Genomic DNA, 17,601 nt, shown 5'->3' with positions numbered 1-17,601 from the left:
GCCTCGCCTGTGCCGTCCGCATCCACTGCCGCTCGCGTGCCCTCCGCACCTGCGGCCTCTCCCGTGCCGTCCGCACCCACGGCCTCGCCTGTGCCGTCCGCACCCACGGCCTCTCCCGTGCTGTCCGTACGCGGTCTCTCCGTACGCTTCCGGATGCGCGGCGGGCGGCACATCGCCGCCGTCACCGACGCCTCCTTCGACCTCGCGCCCGGCCAGTGCCTCGCACTCGTCGGCGAGAGCGGGTGCGGCAAGTCCGTCCTGGCCTCCGCGCTGCTCGGACTCCTCCCGGGCAACGCGCAGACCGCCGGCAGTGCCCATCTGGACGGCGTGGAACTGCTCACCGCCTCCGAACGGGAGCTGTCCCGTTCGGTACGCGGCCGACGCATCGGTCTGGTGCCGCAGAGCCCCGCCGCCCACCTCACCCCCGTACGCACCGTACGGGCGCAACTCGAAGAGACCGTCCGGGAGCTCACGGACACGCCCAAGCGCGCGCTGCGGGCCGCCGCCGAGCGGGCCGCCGAACGAGCTGCCTTCCCCGACGGCCACCTCGACCGCCACCCGCACGAACTGTCCGGCGGCCTCGCGCAGCGCGCCGCGACCGCTCTCGCGCTGGTCGGCGACGCCCCACTGCTGCTCGCCGACGAACCGACGACCGGCCTGGACCGTGACCTGGTGGACCGTACGGTCGACGAACTGCGCCGCCACATCGACACGCCGGGCGGGTCCGGGGGCACCGGGCGAGCACTTCTCATGATCACCCACGACCTGGCGGCAGCCGAGCGGATCGCCGACCGGGTGGCCGTCATGTACGCCGGCCGGATCGTCGAACTCGCCGACGCCGCGACGTTCTTCGACAGCCCCGGCCCCCGCCACCCGTACGCCCGCGGCCTGCTCGACGCCCTCCCGGACCGCGCCTTCACCCCCATCCCCGGCATGCCGCCGGAACTGGGCGGCCTCCCGCCGGGCTGCGCCTTCGCCGCCCGCTGCGACCGGGCCACGGACCTCTGCACGACCGCCGTGCCCGCGCTGACGGACGGCACCGCCTGCCACCACCCGCTGGAGGAGCCGGCGGCCGCCGCGCAAAGGGGAGCAGCCGGTGCTTGAACTCCACTCGATCACCGCGGGATACGACCGCAGCCGGCCCGTCGTACGTGACGTGTCGCTGCGCATCGCGACCGGGGAGGCCGTGGGCCTGCTCGGCCCCAGCGGCTGCGGCAAATCGACGCTGGCCCGGGTGGCCGCGCTGCTGCACCGCCCGGACGCCGGCACCGTCGTTCTCGATGGCCGACCCGTCAGCGGCTACCGCCACCGCGCCTCGCGCGCCCAGCGCACCGCGTACGGCGTGGTCTTCCAGCAGCCCCGCCTGTCCGCCGACCCACGCCTCCGCCTCGCCGACCTGATCACCGAGCCGCTACGGGCCACCGGCCGCCGCGCCGACGCCGCGCACCGCCTGGCCGAACTGTCCCCCGTCGTCGGCCTGAGCCCCGACCTCCTGGCCCGCCGCCCCCACGAAGTCAGCGACGGCCAACTCCAACGCGCCTGCCTGGCCCGCGCCCTGATCCTCCGCCCGCGCTGGCTGATCTGCGACGAGATGACCGCCATGCTCGACGCCTCGACAACGGCCGCCCTGGTCGCGGTCGTGGAGGACTACCGGAGGGAGTCGGGCGCCGGGCTGCTGGCGGTCGGACACGACCGCGTGCTGTTGGAGCGGTGGTGCGACCGGACCGTGGGGTGGGGGGAACTGGGGCCCTCCGGGGCGGACGGCTGACTCGGGAGTTCCGGCCCCTGGCGGAGCCGACCGCGGCCGTCGCGTACGCCCCGGGAGGGCCGCGTCCGGCCGCAGAGCGGCATGCTCGAAAAAGCCTCTGTAGCCCGGCGCGTCAAAGTACCCAGAAGGCCACTGTGTGCTGCTCTACGGGGATTTCCTGTCGGGCGAGCAGGGGGGATTGGGTGGCGGGTTCCGCGTCGACGAGGTAGGCGTATGGGCGGCTTCTTGCCCTGGGTTCGCGTTGGGGTTTCGGTAATCTGGAAAGTGTCTCGTCGCCTTCCCGGCGCCGGGATCTGCGGGCCCTGAGGGTCTTCTTCGGCCTGCCCGCGACACGTTTTCCGTCCAGCGATCCGACCGCTCTCGCGCCACGGCGCGCGAGAGCGCGGTTTGCCGTGCCCGAAAAGAGAGCATTGTGACTACTTCCGGCGCTCACGCCGTCTCCGATGTCTCCGCCTGCGATGTCTCCGCCTCCGATGACTCCGGCGCCGATGTCTCCGGCGCCGAGCGGAACGGCCACGCCGGGCCTGCCGCGTACGACGCCACCGCGATCACCGTCCTGGACGGGCTCGACGCCGTACGCAAGCGCCCCGGCATGTACATCGGTTCCACGGGCGAGCGGGGTCTGCACCATCTGGTGCAGGAGATCGTGGACAACTCCGTCGACGAGGCGCTGGCCGGGGTGGCCGACCGGATCGAGGTGACGATCCTGGCCGACGGCGGCGTACGGGTGACCGACAACGGGCGCGGCATCCCGGTGGGCATGCACCCGGTGGAGCAGAAGCCGGCCGTGGAACTCGTACTGACGGTGCTGCACGCGGGCGGCAAGTTCGGGGGCGGCGGGTACGCGGTCTCCGGCGGTCTGCACGGTGTGGGCCTGTCGGTGGTCAATGCGCTCTCGACCCGGCTGTCGGCGGAGATCTGGACCGACGGCCACCGGTGGACCCAGGAGTACGCGGGCGGAGCGCCGACGGCGCCGCTGGCCCGCCACGAGACGACCTCGAAGACGGGCACGTCCCTGACGTTCTGGGCGGACGGCGGCGTCTTCGAGACCACCGAGTACTCCTTCGAAACGCTGGCCAGGCGGTTCCAGGAGATGGCCTTCCTCAACCGGGGGCTGACCCTGACCCTCACCGATGAGCGTGCGTCGGCCCGCGCGACGGCCGCGGCCGACGAAGCGGGTCCGGACACCGCCGGGGAGCAGGCTGCGAAGACGGTCTCCTACCGCTACGACGGCGGCATCACCGACTTCGTCGCCTACCTCAACGCCCGCAAGGGGGAGCCGGTCCATCCCTCCGTCGTCTCCATCGCCGCCGAGGACACCGGTCGGCTGCTGTCGGTGGAGGCCGCGCTGCAGTGGAACGGCCAGTTCGCCGACAGTGTCTACTCCTACGCCAACACCATCCACACCCACGAGGGCGGCACCCATGAGGAGGGTTTCCGTACGGCGCTGACCACGGTCGTCAACCGGTACGCGCGGGAGAAGAAGCTGCTGCGTGAGAAGGACGGCAACCTCACGGGTGAGGACGTCCGCGAGGGTCTGACGGCGATCATTTCGGTCAAGCTGGGGGAGCCGCAGTTCGAGGGCCAGACCAAGACCAAGCTGGGCAACAGCGAGGCCAGGACGTTCGTGCAGAAGGTCGTGCACGAGCACCTGACGGACTGGTTCGACAGCAACCCCAATGAGGCGGCCGACATCGTCCGCAAGGCGACGCAGGCGGCCACCGCCCGGCTGGCGGCCCGCAAGGCGCGGGACCTGACCCGCCGCAAGGGCTTGCTGGAGTCGACGGCCCTGCCGGGCAAGCTGTCCGACTGCCGGTCCAGCGATCCGGCGAAGAGCGAGATCTTCATCGTCGAGGGCGACTCCGCCGGCGGCTCGGCCAAGTCCGGCCGCGACCCGCGGTACCAGGCGATCCTTCCCATCCGCGGCAAGATCCTCAACGTCGAGAAGGCCCGTATCGACAAGATCCTGCACAACCAGGAGGTCCAGTCGATGATCTCCGCGTTCGGCACCGGCGTGCACGAGGACTTCGGTATCGAGAAGCTCCGGTACCACAAAATCATTCTGATGGCGGACGCCGACGTCGACGGCCAGCACATCAACACCCTGCTGCTGACCTTCCTGTTCCGCTTCCTGCGGCCGCTGATCGAGCACGGACACGTCTACCTCTCCCGCCCGCCGCTCTACAAGATCAAATGGGGCCGGGACCACGTGGAGTACGCCTACTCCGACCGCGAACGCGACGTACTGCTGGCACGGGCCCGGCAGGACGGCCGCCGGGTCAAGGACGACTCCGTCCAGCGGTTCAAGGGCCTGGGCGAGATGAACGCCGAGGAACTGCGCGTCACGACCATGGATCAGGAGCACCGTGTCCTGGGCCAGGTCACCCTCGATGACGCGGCCGTGGCCGATGCTCTCTTCTCCGTCCTGATGGGCGAGGACGTCGAGGCCCGGCGCTCCTTCATCCAGCGCAACGCCAAGGACGTGCGCTTTCTCGACATCTGATCGCGCCGGTTGCCGGCCGTGAACTTGCCTGGCCGTGTACTTGCCTGGCCGTCCACTTGCCCCGGCCGTCCACTCGTGCGATCTGGAGGCCGCCGAGCGGGTCTTCGGCCTCCTGATGGGCAACGACGTCGCGCCCCGCGAGGAGTTCATCTCACGCTCCGCCGCGGGACTCGACCGGTCCCGGCTCGACATCTGAGCCACCGCCGCATCCGCACCCCGGTGTTGGCCGGACGGCGGTGCGGCAGGGTAGTCGGCGGTCGAAGGCGTAGGAGGAGACGCTCCGCCAACTGCGCCGAAAGCCCATTGTCAGTGCCCGCTGTCATAGTTGGCGCAGTTCGGATCACCGGGCATTCGCGGGGTCCCGGGCTGCTGCGTGTGGCACCGCACGCATGGTGTGGCGTGTCCGAAGGGAAGCTGCTGATGTCCGTTCGCCGGGTAGTGCCCGACATCCATTCGCAGGCCATGGAGGAGAGCCGGGAGTTCTACGGGCTTCTCGGGCTGGAGGAGGTCATGAATCTGGGGTGGGTCATGACGCTTGCGGCTCCGGAGAATCCCGCCGCGCAGGTGATCTTGATGACCGAGGACCGTTCCGCGCCCGAGACGCCGCCGGATATGAGTGTCGAAGTGGATGACGTGGATGCGGTGTACGCGGCGGTGCTGGCGGCCGGTGCGCCTGTGGTACGGGAGTTGCGGGACGAGGAGTGGGGGGTGCGGCGGTTCTTCGTACGGGATCCGAACGGGCGGGTGGTGAATGTGGTGAGCCATCGGTGAGGTGAAGTGAGGCGAGGGAGGGAAGGGCGGCGTCAGGGGGAGCCGTAGCGCTCCTTGATGTGCCGGCGTGCCGCCTTGCCCGCGCCGGAGCGGGGGAGGTCCGGTGCGATCACGGCGGAATGGGGGATCTTGTAGCGGGCCAGGCGGCCGGTCAGGGAGGCGAGGACCTCGGCCGTGTCGAGGGTCGCCCCCGGAGCGGCCACCAGGACCGCGCGGCCGACCTCGCCCCAGTCGGTGTCGGGTACGGGGATCACGGCGCACTCGGCGACGCCGGGGTGGGCCAGCAGCGCGTGCTCGACCTCGGACGGGTAGATGTTCTCGCCGCCCGAGATGATCACTTCTTTGATGCGGTCGACGATGGTCACTCCGCCGTCGGCGTCCGTCCGGGCCGCGTCGCCCGTGCGCAGCCAGCCGTCCGTGAAGGCTGCTTCGCTGTCCCGCGGCCGGTTCCAGTAGCCGGGCATGACGTTGGGGCCGCGTACGAGGAGTTCGCCGGTGTCGCCGACGGGGGCGGAGGAGGGGGTGGGGGCAGGGGATCGGGTGGGATAACGGTTGGGGGATCGGGTGGGGGAACGGGAGAGGGAGCCAGTTGCGGGAGGGGCCACGCGGACGTCGGTGAAGAAGTGGGGTACGCCGGCGTAACCCGGACCGGCGTCGGTGTGCCGCTCGTGTGTCAGCAGGACGCCCGGGGCCGCTTCGGTCATGCCGTACCCCTGGCGGAGGGTGAGCCCCCGGTGAGCGTACGTGGCGATCAGCGCTTCGGGGACCGGGGCGCCGCCGCAGACGAGGGTGCGCAGGGAGGACAGGTCGGACTCGCGCCAGCGCGGGTGGGCGGCGATGCGGCGGAACATCGTCGGGACGCCGAACAGGGACGTGACGTGGTGCTTCTCGACGGCTTCGAGCGCCGCGCCCGCGTCGAAGGCCTCCATCAGCACGCACGCGCCGCCCTTCAGCAGCACCGGCAGTGCCTGCATGCCCAGCGCCGCGGCGTGATAGAGCGGTGCGGCGATCAGGGCGACCTCGTCGGCCGTCAGGTCCTCGTCGATCAGGACGTTGACGGCGTTCCACGTCAGGTTGGCGTGGGTGAGTACGGCGCCCTTGGGCCGGCCGGTCGTGCCGGAGGTGTAGAGGATCACGCAGGGGTCGTCCGGCGCCACGGCTTCGTCGGCCGGGTGGGCAGCGGCGGTGGCCGCTTCGGCTCTTCCTTCCGCGTCGACCTCGACGACCGGTACACCGGCTCCTGTCGGTACGCCGGTTCCTACCGGTACGCCGGGCTCTGCCGGTACGCCGGGGGAGCGGTCGGAGCGCAGCAGCACCCGGGCGCCGCAGTCGGCCAGCTGGTAGGCCAGTTCCGGCGGGGCGAGACGTACGTTGAACGGGACGAACACCGCGCCCAGCAGGCCGGTGGCGAACAGGGACGCCAGGAACGCGGGCCGGTTGGGGCCGAGGAAGCCGACCCGGTCGCCCTTGCGTACACCGTGGTGCCGCAGGGCGCGGGCGAGGCGGGTGGCGTGGTCGTGCAGGTCGGTGTAGCTCATCCGCCGTTCGTCGCCGTGGATCAGTGCGGTGCGGTGCGGTGTGCGGCGCGCCCGTCGCGCGGGCCAAGCGCCGATGCCCTCGTCGTGCATGTGCGGTCCCTGTCCGGTCGGTCTCGGCCTCGACGGTCTGCCTGCTGCGTCACCCGTTCGAGCGAGACGCGTAGTGACACGATATTACTGATGGTAATTTATTAGTGACTCTGTGTGCTCGATGAAGGGGAGGCTTCGGTGGCCGCTGGTCCAGGTACGGCACTTCTGATGGACGCGCGGGTCCGGCACAGCCCCGAGGCCGAGCGCATCGACACCCGCGGTGAGCCTCCGGTGTGGCGTACGGAGCTGCCCGACGGCTCGTCCGCCTGGGTCGCGAGCGGATACGACGCCGCGCGCCGGGTGCTGACGGACGCCGACTTCGCCAAACCGGCCGTCCGGGGCGGTGAGCGCTGGACGCGCTACCTCGGCTTCACCGGGCCGCAGGTCACCGACAGCATCGTCCGCAGTATGGGCAACACCGACGGTGACCTGCACCGACAGCTGCGGGAGCTGGGCGCGTCGGCGTTCACGCCGGAGCGCGTACGGGCCGCCGTCGACCGTTCCGAAGGCGTGGCGGAGGACCTGCTCGACGCGGTCGCGGGGAGCGGCCGGGCCGACCTCGTCCACGATTTCGCCCACCCGTTCGGCGTCCGGGCGATCACCGGCCTTCTGGGATATCCGGACGACTTCGTGCGGCGCGTCCTGGAGCTGCCGCGCTGGGGCCCGTCACCGCTGTTCGATCCCCCCGGTTCCGCCGACCGCGAGCGGTACGCGGCCGAGCGGGAGGCCATGAGCGAGCTGCTGCACGACCTCGTGGCCTTCCGGCGGCGCAGACCCGGGGCCGACGCCGTCAGCGGCATGATCGCGCACGCCGACGCCGCCGGACTCGACGAGGGGCAGCTGACCTCCACCCTCTTCCTGCTGCTCGTCGCCACCTACGAGCCCGTCGCCGACTTCCTCACGTCGAGCCTGTACTCGCTCTGGCACCGCCCCGACCTCCTCGCCGAGCCGGACACCGTCCTCGACGGCCTCGACGAACTGCTGCGTTACACCTCTCCGCTGGCGGCCACCATGCCGCGCTTCGCCCTCCGGCCCACCGAGCTGTACGGCGCGCAGCTGGAAGCGGGCGACGCGGTGATCGCGCACATCGCCCTCGCCAACCGCGACCCGCAGCGCTTCGCCGACCCCAACCGCCTCGACATGACCCGCGGTTCCGGCCAGGACCTGGTCTTCGCCCATGGCTCGCACTTCTGCCTCGGCAGCGGCCTCGCCGTCGGACTGTGCCGCACCGCTCTCGGCGCCGTGCTGCGCCGGCTGCCCGGACTCGCCGCCGCCCAGCCGCTCGACACGCTGCCCTGGCAGCGCGGCTCGACCGGCCGCATCACCCACCTGCACGTCACCGCCGGGCTGACGGCGCTGCCCGTCACCTTCCAGCCCCGGCACGCGGAGGTCTCCTGATGGCCCGCGTCACCGGCCTGTCGGTCCTCACCGCGTACGGCCGTGGCACGGACGCCCTCTGGCAGGGCCTGACCTCCGCCGTACCGGCCACCTCCCCGGTCACCCGCTTCGACACCGCCCGCCACCGGGCCCGCCACGCCGCCACCCTCCCCGGCACGCCCGACCTCTACGCGGAGCTGGAACAGCTCATCGGCGAGGCCTGCGACCAGGCCGGGCTGTCCCCCGCCGACCGGGCCGCCACGCCGCTCGTCCTCGCCCTGCACGCCGGCCCGGACACGGCGTCCCTGGCCGTCGAGCTGGCGGGCGCCTGCGGCCTGCGCGAGGTGCTCACCGTCCACACCGCCGCCTGCGCCGCCTCCAACACCGCCGTCGCCGAGGCGTCCCACCTCATCGGGACCACCGCCGAACGGCGGGCGGTCGTCGCCGGTGGCAGCTTCGTCGACGCGAGCATGTTCGCCGCCTTCGACAGTGCGGGCATCCTCGCCCCGGACGGCGTCTGCCGCCCGTTCAGTGACGGGCGGGAGGGCCCGGTGCTGGGCGACGGCGCCGCCGCCGTGGTCCTCGAAGGCACAGGCACCGGCACCGGAACCGGCCCAGCCGTACCGCCGTGGGCGGACGTCCGCGGCTGGGGCAACGCCGGCGAGGCCCACCACGTCTGCCGGCCCCACCCCGAGGGCCGGGGCCCCGCGGCCGCCGTCGCCACCGCACTGCGCCGGGCCGAGGTCACCGGCGACCGCATCGGCTACGTCAACGCCCATGCGACCGCCACCCCCGCCTTCGACGCGGGCGAAGCCGCCGCCATCGTGAGCGCGCTGTCCCCGCACGGCGTACGGGTGCCCGTCAGCTCCACCAAAGCGCTGCACGGACACTGCCTGGAAGCCTCCGGCCTGGTCGAGCTGGCCGCCTGCGCCCTCGCCTTCCGCCACGGGGAACTGCCCGTCAACGCCAACTACCTCGGCCCGGACGAGGACTGCCCCCTCGACCTCGTGCTCGACCGGGGACGCCCCCCGCAGACCCGCTACGCGCTCAGCCTCAACAGCGGTTTCGGCGGTGTCTGTACGGCCCTCCTCCTGTCGATGCCGCCGCGATCGTGACACGACCGGTGATGCCGTTCCCCCGACCACCCGGTGCCGTACGACGTCACGAGTGCGGGACCAGGACGCTTCTGATGAGTGCCGGGCGTCGCGATGCCGCGAAGACCCATCAGAAACGCCCCAGCCTCCCGAGGACACCATGGAACTGATCATCGAGACCCGGGCCCAGTGGCCGCCGCCGGACGCACCGACAGCCCGCCTGCCGGAGGTTCCGCGTTTCGACACCTCCGCCTTCGCGCCCCTGCTGGTGGCCGTCGGCGAACGCTGCCTCACCGACCGGTACGGCGCGCCCCCGCTGCCCCTCGCGCTCGGCCCGCGCACCGCGCTCGTCCTCGCGGCCACCCGTGGCGACGTGGTCACGCAGGCCGCCATCGACGACGCGGTGGCCGGGCAGCGGCAGGTGCCCAAGCCCCTGCTCTTCCAGAACGTGCCCTCCACGGCGCTCGGCCATCTGAGCGCCGTGTGGGGCCTGACCGGTCCGCTCGTCGCCACGCTCGCCATCGGCGATCTGCTGGCCGCGGCCCGTACCACTGCCGCACGCGTCCTCGCCACGGGCGACGCCGACCAGGTTCTGGCCATCGCCGCCGACCCCGGCGACAGCCCGCAAGCGCCCGGCACCGCATGGGCCCACCTGTTCACGACCGGCAGGACCTGACCGCCGCGCCGGCCCCGCGGCCCCACCGCCCGTCCCCACCGCCCGTCCCCACCCAAGGAAAGCGATGTCCTCGAACTTCCGGCCCCCCACGGCCGAGCTGCGGTTTCCCTCGGTCCTGACCCCCGAAACGCTCGAAAGCGCCGCCGGGCCCGTCACCGTACGCCTCGACGACGCCTCCCGCGCCGCCGTCGCCCGCTGCCACGACTACCTCCACGCCTGTATCGGCAAGGGCCGCGAAATCTACGGCACCACCACCGGTTTCGGCCCCCTCGTCGTCTACGCGGGCCAGGACGAGGAAGCGGACCAGTGCGAGAACGTGCTCAGTCACCTCGAAGTCGGCCAGGGCCCCGACCTGGAGCCGCCGGTGGCCCGCGCCACCCTGCTCACCCGCCTGTGGAGCCTGGCCAGAGGCCACTCCGGGGTGGCTCCCGCCGCCGTGGACTCGCTGGTGGCGATGCTCGGCACACCCTTCGCGCCGGTGATGCCCGAGTACGGATCGGTCGGCGCCAGCGGTGACCTCGCACCCCTGGCCCACGCCATCAGATCCCTCCAGGGACGCGGAGACGCCTACGTCGGCACCACCCGTATGTCCGCCGCCGACGCCCTCGCCGAGACCGGACTGCGGCCCGTGGAACTCACCGGGAGGGACGCGCTCGGCCTGGTCAACGGCACATCCGTGACCGCGGCCGGCGCCGGCCTCGCACTCGCCCAGCTGCACCGCTCGGTGGCCGCCGGCACCGCGCTGACCGCCCTGCTCGCCGGAGTCCTGGGCTGCCGCCCCGACTTCACCGCTCCCGAGATCTTCGAGGCACTGGGCCACGAGGACACCACGGAGCGCGCCGACGACCTGCGGAAACGACTGGTCGGCCACGAACCCAGCGGCACCCGCGCCCTCCAGGAGCCCTACACCCTGCGCTGCGCGCCGCACATCCTCGGCGCCGCGGCGACCAGCCTGCGCCACGCCCGCCAGGTCGTCACCGACGATCTCAACGGCATCAGCGACAACCCCCTCTTCTTCCCCGAGCGCGACGTCGTCGCCCACGGCGGCAACTTCTTCGGCCAGCAGGTCGCCTTCGCCGCCGACCTGATGTCCATCACCGCCGCCCAACTGGCCAACCTCGCCGAACGCCAGCTCGACCTGCTGATCGACCCGCGCCGCAACGGCGGCCTCAACCCGATGCTCGCCGAGGACCCCGGCCGCGACCACGGCGTCCAGGGCATCCAGCTCGCCGCGACCTCCCTCGTGGTCGCGATGCGCCGCGACACCACCCCCGCCGCCATGCAGAGCGTCCCCACCAACTGGCACAACCAGGACATCGTCCCGTTCGGCACCCAGGCCGCGTTCACCGCGCTCCGGCAGGCCAGGACCCTGCGCCTGCTGCACGGCTCGCTCGCCGTCGCCCTGCGCCAGGCGGCCCGTATCGGCGCGCGGCGCCCCACCGCCGACGACGGCACCCGCCTCCTGGACGCCCTGGAGCCGACCGTGTCGCCGGAGCGGCCGTGGGCCGTCTCGGTGCGCGCCGCCGCCGACGTGCTCGACCGCGCCTGCTGATGCGCGGGGTCAGGGCCGCGGCACGACCATCACCTCGGTGCCCCGCGCCCGTACGGCCCGGATCTCGGCCGCCGCCAGCCCGTCGTCCACGACCAGCACGTCGAAGTCGGTCAGCGGCGCCAGCGCGTACAGCCCGCCCTTGGTGAACTTGGTGTGGTCGGCGACCAGCACCCGCCGCGCGGCGCTCTCCATCATCGCCCGCTTGACCTGCACCGTCTCCGGCGAGGTGTGGTAGCAGCGGCCGTTGGTGACGGCAGTGGTCGACATGAACAGCACATCCGCGCGAAAGGCCCGTACGGCGTCCGCCGTGTGCAGGCCCATGAAGGCGTCGTACGCGGGGAAGTAGGCGCCGCCCAGCGTGATCAGGGAGATGCCGGGCTCCTTGGCGAGCGTGGTGACGGCCGGCAGTGAGTTGGTGATGACGGTCAGCGGCGCGTGCTCGGCGAACCGGTGCGCCAGCAAAAGGCAGGTGGTGCTGTCGTCGAGCATGACGGTCTGGCCGGGCACCAGCAGCGTCGCCGCGGCCCTCGCCAGAGCCTGCTTGGCCGGTGCCATGACCGCCATCCGGTCGGCCACACTTCCGTGGAACTGCGCCGACGGCAGGCCGGTGGCCCCGCCGCGCACCTTGCGCAGCCAGCCCTGCGCCTGGAGGGCGTCCAGGTCGCGGTGGGCGGTCATCAGGCTGATCCCGTACTCCTCGGCGAGGTCCGAGGTGCGGACGAAGCCGCGGGCGATGACGGTGTCGCGCAGGCGGCGGCGCCGCTCCTCCTGGGCTTCGAGCCGGTCCATGCCGCCCACCACTTCCTGTGCCGTACGGGGCGTGCGACGCGCGGTGCGCACCGTACGCCGTGTGAATTCGCCGCGTTATGTTCGCACGGATTTAACGCGGCGCGCGCGGCGGACGCGGCCCGCACCGGCAGCCCCGGCAGGACACAACACGGCAGACCACCGGTCCGATGCGAAGATTTCCGGCCACCATTGACGCTGGTTTCGGCCGGACTGTTGCATCGGCTCCGTCCGCTCCGCGGGCCCCTGCCGCCGTAGAAGCCGTAGAAGCCGTAGAAAGGGGAGATTCGATGAAGAAACCTCTCCCGCGTTCGCCGATCACACAGGCGATCACACAGGCGATCACCCGCCTGGGCATCCCGCCGACCCTCGCCTGGGGCTACCTGGGCCTGCTCCTGTTCATGATCGGAGACGGCGTCGAGTCCGGCTACCTCTCGCCGTACCTGATCGACCAGGGCGTCCCGGAGTCCCGGGTGGCGCTGCTGTTCACCGTCTACGGCATCGCGGCGGGCGTCGCCGCCTGGCTCTCCGGTGTGCTGTCCGAGCTGTGGGGCCCGCGCCGCGTCATGTGGACCGGCCTCGCCATCTGGGGCGCCTTCCAGGTCGTCTTCCTCGCCGCGGCCGTCCCGCTGGCGAACTACCCCCTGATGATGCTGGGGTACGGCCTGCGGGGCCTGGGCTATCCGCTGTTCGCGTACGGGTTCCTCGTCTGGATCGCCGGGGTCGCGCCGCGGGCCCGGCTGAGCACCGCCATGGGCTGGTTCTGGTTCGCGTTCACCGGCGGCCTGCCGACCCTGGGCTCGCTGGTCGCCAGTGGCCTCATCCCGCACATCGGCGCGTACGCCACCCTGTGGGCCGCCCTCGTCCTGGTCGCCGTCGGCGGCCTGATCGCCCTGCTGCTGGTACGCGACGACCGCGGCGGCAGACGCCCGCGCTCCGAGGGCGACGGCCCGATGGCCACGCTCCTCGGCAGTGTCACGATCCTGTGGCGCAACCCCCGGGTCGGCACCGGCGCCCTCGTACGGACCATCAACACGGCCTCGCAGTTCGGGTTCTTCGTCATCCTGCCGGTGCACTTCACACGGACCGTCGGCTTCACCCTCACCCAGTGGCTGCACCTGCTCAGCGCGATGTTCGCGACCAACATCGTCGCCAACCTGCTGTGCGGGATGATCGGCGACCGGTTCGGCTGGCGCCGCACCATCGCCTGGTTCGGCGGCGCCGGCTGCACGGTCAGCACGCTGCTGCTGTTCTACGTACCGCAGGCCGCGGGCGCCGACTTCGGCCTCGCCCTGGCCGTCGCCGCCTTCTACGGCGCTACGCTGGCAGGGTACGTCCCGATATCCGCACTGATGCCCTCGCTGGAGCCGCGGCACAAGGGCCAGGCACTGGCGGCGCTCAACCTGGGCGCCGGCGCCAGCACCTTCGTCGGACCGGCCGTCGTCGCCGTCTTCGCCGGGCCGCTCGGCGTCGAAGGAGTGGTCTGGATCTTCGCGGGGATGTACGCGGTCAGTACCGTGCTCACCTTCTTCCTGAAGCTGCCGGACGAACCGGGCGAGCCGGGCGCGGCACCGGCGGCGGCCACCACGGCCACCACGGCCCGACCGGCCGCCACGGCCACCCCCGCCACCACGGCCGCCGCGTCGTCCGCCCCGTCACCGGCGTGAGAGGACGCACCTGATGTCCGTACTGACCATCGACGTCGGCACCACGATGATCAAGTCCGTCGTCTTCGACGACCAAGGCCGCGAGACCGCGGTCTCCCGGCTCGCCACCGAAGTGCTGCGCCCCCGTCCGGGCCGGGCCGAGCAGGACATGGACGCCGTCTGGAACGCCGTCGTCTGCACCGTCCGCAACGCCCTGTCCGAACTCGCCGGCCGCCCCGGCCCGGCCGACCCCGTGTGGCTGGTCTCCTTCACCGCCCAGGGCGACGGCGCCTGGCTCGTGGACGACCGGGGACGGCCCACCGGCCCCGCGATCCTGTGGTCCGACGGCCGGGCGGGCGACCTGGTCGGCCAGTGGCAGCAGGACGGCGTCCTGGAGGCCGCCTTCCGCCGAAACGGCTCGCTGACCTGCGCCGGAATGCCCAACGCGATCTTCGCGTGGCTGGCCCGGCACGACCCCGACCGGCTCGCCCGCTCACATGCCTCGCTCACCGCCGCAGGCTGGCTCTTCCTGCGGCTGACCAGCGTCACGGCCGTCGACGAGTCGGACGCCTCGGCACCCTTCCTCGACCACGCCACCGGCACGTACGACCCGTACCTGCTCGACCTCTTCGGCCTGACCGGAGCCGAGCGGCTGCTGCCGAAGGTGCTGGGCGAGCACGAGCGGATCGCCGAGATGACGTCCGAGGCGGCCGGGCAACTCGGGCTGCCCGCCGGACTTCCGGTGGTGATGGCCCCGTACGACATCGCCGCCACCGCGCGCGGCGTCGGCGTGGTCAACCCAGGCCAGGCGTGCAGCATCCTCGGCACCACCCTGTGCACCGAGATCGTCCGCACGAGCGTGGACACCACCGGCGAACCGTCCGGCATCTCCATCGCCTACCGCGGCCGGGAGCGCGTCCTGCGCGCCTTCCCGACCCTCAACGGCGCCGAGGTGCTCGGCTGGGCCGCACGCACGCTGCACCTGTCCGGCCCGCCGGAACTGGCCCGGCTGGCCTTCGAGTCCGAGCCGGGAGCACGCGGCCTGATGTTCCTGCCGTACCTCTCCCCGGCGGGCGAGCGGGCACCGTTCCTCGACGGGCACGCCCGCGGCGGGTTCTGGGGCCTGTCCCTGGAACACACCCGCGCCGACATGGCCCGCGCGGTCTTCGACGGCCTCTCGCTCGTGCTGCGCGACTCGCTGACCGCCGCTCGCACGCACGTCACCGAACTGCGCCTGTGCGGCGGCGCCAACAGCGACGCGTGGTGCGCGCTCATCGCGGACGCGACGGGCGTGCCGACCGCCCGCTCCGGCGACACCGAACTCGGCGCCAAGGGCGCCTTCCTCACCGGCCTGGTCCTGTCCGGAGCCGAGTCCAGCATGCACAGCGCCGCCACCAAGTACGTACGGATGCGGTCCAGCTGGGAGCCCGACCCGGAGCGCACCGCCCAGTACGCGGAACTGTACGAGGACTTCCTGCACTGGCGCGCCCTCGCCCGCGAGGCGGGCTGGCGCCCCGGGGCCGACCGGGGCGCGCACAGCGCCGACGGAGCCGCCGGCCGGCCGCCGGCCCTGCCGCACCCGGTACCCGCACCACCCGAGCCCCCCGCCCAAGGAGCCCCCCACCGTGTCTGACGCCCTGACCGCCGACGCCGTCTGGCTCGGTCTCGACCTCGGTACGCAGAGCGCCCGCTGCGTCGCCGTCGACGGGACCGGGCAGCTGCTCGCCGCCGCCTCCCGGCCGCTGACGAGCCACCGCGAGGGCAGGCGCCACGAGCAGCGGCCCGAACAGTGGTGGACCGCGCTGTCCGCCGCCTGCCGCGAGGCCCTCGCCGGGACCGACCCGGCCCGGGTACGCGGCCTGGCCCTCGACGCCACCTCCGGCACGGTCCTCCTCGCCGACGCCGACGGCACCCCGCTCACCCCCGGCCTGATGTACGACGACGGACGCGCCGCCGAACAGGCCGAGGCCGTCAACGAGGCCGGGGGAGCGGTGTGGCAGGACCTCGGCTACCGCACCATGCAGCCCTCCTGGGCCCTGCCCAAACTGCTCTGGCTGCTGCGGCGGAACCCCGGCCTGGGCGCGCGGGCCCGGCTGCTGCACCAGCCCGACCTCATCACCTGGCGGCTGACCGGCCACCAGGTCCCGGCCGACGCCAGCCACGCCCTCAAGACCGGCTACCACCTCGCCGACGAACGCTGGCCGTCCGCCGAACTGGCCCGGCTCGGCGTGCCCGAACGCGTCCTGCCGCAGGTCGTACGGCCCGGAACCGTCCTCGGTACGGTGTGCGCGGCGGCGTCCGGTGCCACCGGCATCCCCGAAGGCGTCACCGTCGTCGCCGGGATGACCGACGGCTGCGCCGCCCAGATCGGCGCGGGCGCGCTCGCCCCCGGCGCCTGGAACGCGGTGCTCGGCACCACCCTCGTCCTCAAGGGCACCAGCCCGCACCTGATCCGCGACCCGCACGGCGTCGTCTACTGCCACCGCGGACCGGACGGCGACTGGCTGCCCGGCGGCGCCTCCAGCTCCGGCGCGGGCGTCCTCGCACAGCACTTCGCCCCGGAGCACGGCGACGACCTCGACGCGCTCACCGCCGAGGCCCGACGCGACGGCCGGGACTGGGACGCGGTCACCTACCCCCTCGTATCGGCGGGCGGCGAACGCTTCCCCTTCCGCGCGCCCGGCGCCGAACCCTTCACCCTCGGCGACGTGCCCACCCGCGCCCAGGAGTTCCACGCCTGCCTGCTCGGCGTCGCCTGCGTCGAACGGCTCTGCTTCGACTACCTCGACCACCTCGGCGCCCCCGTCGACGGACCGCTCACCTTCACCGGCGGCGGCGCCCGCAACACCTACTGGTCACAGCTCCGCGCCGACCTGCTCGGCCGCCCCGTCCACCTGCCCGAACAGGCCGAAGGCGCCCTCGGCATGGCCGTGCTCGCCGCCACCTCCGGCGGCGTCACCCTCCAGGAAGCCGCGGCCGCCATGGTCCGCACCGGCGCGCCGGTCACCCCCGACCCGGCCCGTACTGCCCGCCTGCTCCCCGCCTACCTCCGCTTCCTCGACGAACTGACCCGCCGTGGCTGGCTCGACCAGACCGTGGCCGATCACGCCCGCAGGAGGGCCGCACCGTGACCGACTTCATCCTCGTACGCCACGGCGAGACCGAATGGCACGCCGAGAACCGCTACGCCGGACTCACCGACGTGGCACTGACCGGACGCGGTGAGGAGCAGGCGGCGGCCCTCGCGGACTGGGCCGCCACCGCCCGCCTGGACGCCGTCTGGTGCTCCCCGCTGTCCCGCGCCCGCCGTACCGCCACGCCCGCCGCCGCGGCCTGCGGTCTGACCCCGCACGTCGACGAACGCCTCTACGAGGTGGACTTCGGCCGCGGCGAGGGCCTGACCAAGGCCGAGATGCGCCGTCGCTTCCCCGCGGAGCTGGAGGCGTTCCTCGCCGACCCGGTGGGCCACCACCTGCCCGGCGGCGAGGACCCCCGCGCCGCCGCCCTGCGCGCCGCCGACTGCCTCGCCGACATCGGGCGCGCCCACCCGGACGGCCGCGTCCTGATCGTCGCCCACTCCACCCTCGTCCGGGTCCTGCTCTGCCACCTGCTGGGCATCCCGCTCGCCGACTACCGGCGCGTCTTCCCGCAGCTCCTCAACGGCGCACTGACCGAACTGCGCGTCCGCGACGGCCAGGCCGCGCTGCTGCGCCTCAACGCCCCCGCCACGCCCACGCCGGTCACCGCCGCACCGCTGCACTGACCCGTCCCCGTACGCACGCCAACGCCTGATCCAGGGA

At 72.9% G+C, this 17,601-nt stretch carries 15 protein-coding genes; 13 read left to right on the top strand and 2 right to left on the bottom strand.

The window, feature by feature from the left end; translation table 11 throughout:
• The first annotated feature begins 9 nt into the window (after positions 1–9).
• The 5 genes from A6A06_RS34110 (at position 10) to A6A06_RS34095 (ending at position 5,042) form a co-directional block, all read left to right on the top strand.
• Complete coding sequence (locus A6A06_RS34110) at positions 10–1,104, top strand: oligopeptide/dipeptide ABC transporter ATP-binding protein (RefSeq protein ID WP_443333815.1); 1,095 nt, start codon at positions 10–12, stop codon at positions 1,102–1,104.
• The gene (locus A6A06_RS34105) at positions 1,097–1,768 is read left to right on the top strand and encodes an ABC transporter ATP-binding protein (protein ID WP_073766843.1); all 672 of its coding nucleotides are present in this window, start codon (positions 1,097–1,099) and stop codon (positions 1,766–1,768) included. The genes A6A06_RS34110 and A6A06_RS34105 overlap by 8 nt, the downstream gene beginning before the upstream one ends.
• Positions 1,769–2,315: 547 nt before the next feature.
• Positions 2,316–4,271, top strand: coding sequence for a DNA topoisomerase (ATP-hydrolyzing) subunit B (gyrB, locus tag A6A06_RS34100; RefSeq protein ID WP_242441111.1), 1,956 nt, complete (start codon positions 2,316–2,318; stop codon positions 4,269–4,271).
• A gap of 34 nt (positions 4,272–4,305) precedes the next feature.
• A complete protein-coding gene (locus tag A6A06_RS42375) occupies positions 4,306–4,467 on the top strand; it encodes a hypothetical protein (protein ID WP_206780374.1) in 162 nt (53 codons plus the stop codon).
• A 224-nt stretch (positions 4,468–4,691) separates the two neighbouring features.
• On the top strand, positions 4,692–5,042 hold the full coding sequence (locus tag A6A06_RS34095) for a VOC family protein (RefSeq protein ID WP_073766839.1): 351 nt from the start codon (positions 4,692–4,694) through the stop codon (positions 5,040–5,042).
• A 32-nt stretch (positions 5,043–5,074) separates the two neighbouring features.
• Here A6A06_RS34095 and A6A06_RS34090 read toward each other — a convergent pair whose 3' ends face one another.
• Positions 5,075–6,670 carry an acyl-CoA synthetase gene (locus tag A6A06_RS34090; RefSeq protein WP_073766837.1) on the bottom strand — a complete coding sequence of 532 codons (1,596 nt, stop codon included), beginning with the start codon at positions 6,668–6,670 and terminating at the stop codon, positions 5,075–5,077.
• Between the two features lie 138 nt (positions 6,671–6,808).
• Between A6A06_RS34090 and A6A06_RS34085 the strand changes: the two genes are divergently transcribed.
• The 4 genes from A6A06_RS34085 to A6A06_RS34070 all read left to right on the top strand — a co-directional run bounded on the left by A6A06_RS34085 (position 6,809) and on the right by A6A06_RS34070 (position 11,369).
• Positions 6,809–8,068, top strand: a complete 1,260-nt coding sequence (locus A6A06_RS34085) for a cytochrome P450 (RefSeq protein WP_199931350.1) — start codon at positions 6,809–6,811, stop codon at positions 8,066–8,068.
• Complete coding sequence (locus A6A06_RS34080; protein WP_073766834.1) at positions 8,068–9,162, top strand: beta-ketoacyl-[acyl-carrier-protein] synthase family protein; 1,095 nt, start codon at positions 8,068–8,070, stop codon at positions 9,160–9,162. Before A6A06_RS34085 ends, A6A06_RS34080 begins: the two co-directional genes overlap by 1 nt.
• A 139-nt stretch (positions 9,163–9,301) precedes the next feature.
• Positions 9,302–9,817: a hypothetical protein gene (locus tag A6A06_RS34075; protein WP_073766833.1), complete on the top strand. Its 516-nt coding sequence runs from the start codon at positions 9,302–9,304 to the stop codon at positions 9,815–9,817.
• Positions 9,818–9,881: 64 nt separating this feature from the next.
• Positions 9,882–11,369: an aromatic amino acid ammonia-lyase gene (locus A6A06_RS34070; protein ID WP_079194548.1), complete on the top strand. Its 1,488-nt coding sequence runs from the start codon at positions 9,882–9,884 to the stop codon at positions 11,367–11,369.
• Between the two features lie 9 nt (positions 11,370–11,378).
• On the opposite strand, the gene A6A06_RS34065 is transcribed toward A6A06_RS34070, so the two are convergent.
• Positions 11,379–12,158 (bottom strand): DeoR/GlpR family DNA-binding transcription regulator, encoded by a 780-nt coding sequence (locus A6A06_RS34065; protein WP_073767208.1) that lies wholly within the window; start codon positions 12,156–12,158, stop codon positions 11,379–11,381.
• A 287-nt stretch (positions 12,159–12,445) separates the two neighbouring features.
• Between A6A06_RS34065 and A6A06_RS34060 the strand changes: the two genes are divergently transcribed.
• Genes A6A06_RS34060 through A6A06_RS34045 form a run of 4 tightly spaced genes read left to right on the top strand, consistent with a single transcriptional unit; the run spans position 12,446 to position 17,564 of the window.
• Positions 12,446–13,822, top strand: coding sequence for an MFS transporter (locus A6A06_RS34060; RefSeq protein ID WP_073766831.1), 1,377 nt, complete (start codon positions 12,446–12,448; stop codon positions 13,820–13,822).
• Positions 13,823–13,835: 13 nt separating this feature from the next.
• Positions 13,836–15,434, top strand: coding sequence for an FGGY-family carbohydrate kinase (locus A6A06_RS34055; protein WP_073766830.1), 1,599 nt, complete (start codon positions 13,836–13,838; stop codon positions 15,432–15,434).
• Positions 15,427–16,932: an FGGY-family carbohydrate kinase gene (locus A6A06_RS34050; RefSeq protein ID WP_073766828.1), complete on the top strand. Its 1,506-nt coding sequence runs from the start codon at positions 15,427–15,429 to the stop codon at positions 16,930–16,932. The genes A6A06_RS34055 and A6A06_RS34050 overlap by 8 nt, the downstream gene beginning before the upstream one ends.
• Positions 16,929–17,564 (top strand): histidine phosphatase family protein, encoded by a 636-nt coding sequence (locus A6A06_RS34045; RefSeq protein WP_073766827.1) that lies wholly within the window; start codon positions 16,929–16,931, stop codon positions 17,562–17,564. The genes A6A06_RS34050 and A6A06_RS34045 overlap by 4 nt, the downstream gene beginning before the upstream one ends.
• The last annotated feature ends 37 nt before the right edge of the window (positions 17,565–17,601 follow it).

Source organism: Streptomyces sp. CB02923, assembly GCF_001905005.1.
Classification (GTDB): Bacteria; Actinomycetota; Actinomycetes; order Streptomycetales; family Streptomycetaceae; genus Streptomyces.
The sequence above is the reverse complement of the archived record's forward strand: the minus strand, read 5'-3'. Positions and strand labels throughout refer to the sequence as shown.

Coding starts and splice junctions, on each gene's coding strand:
- A6A06_RS34095 (WP_073766839.1), top strand. CDS start 4,692: ATGTCCGTTCGCCGGGTAGTGCCCGACATCCATTCGCAGGCCATGGAG.
- A6A06_RS34090 (WP_073766837.1), bottom strand. CDS start 6,670: ATGCACGACGAGGGCATCGGCGCTTGGCCCGCGCGACGGGCGCGCCGC.
- A6A06_RS34070 (WP_079194548.1), top strand. CDS start 9,882: ATGTCCTCGAACTTCCGGCCCCCCACGGCCGAGCTGCGGTTTCCCTCG.
- A6A06_RS34065 (WP_073767208.1), bottom strand. CDS start 12,158: ATGGACCGGCTCGAAGCCCAGGAGGAGCGGCGCCGCCGCCTGCGCGAC.
- A6A06_RS34055 (WP_073766830.1), top strand. CDS start 13,836: ATGTCCGTACTGACCATCGACGTCGGCACCACGATGATCAAGTCCGTC.
- A6A06_RS34060 (WP_073766831.1), top strand. CDS start 12,446: ATGAAGAAACCTCTCCCGCGTTCGCCGATCACACAGGCGATCACACAG.
- A6A06_RS34080 (WP_073766834.1), top strand. CDS start 8,068: ATGGCCCGCGTCACCGGCCTGTCGGTCCTCACCGCGTACGGCCGTGGC.
- A6A06_RS34075 (WP_073766833.1), top strand. CDS start 9,302: ATGGAACTGATCATCGAGACCCGGGCCCAGTGGCCGCCGCCGGACGCA.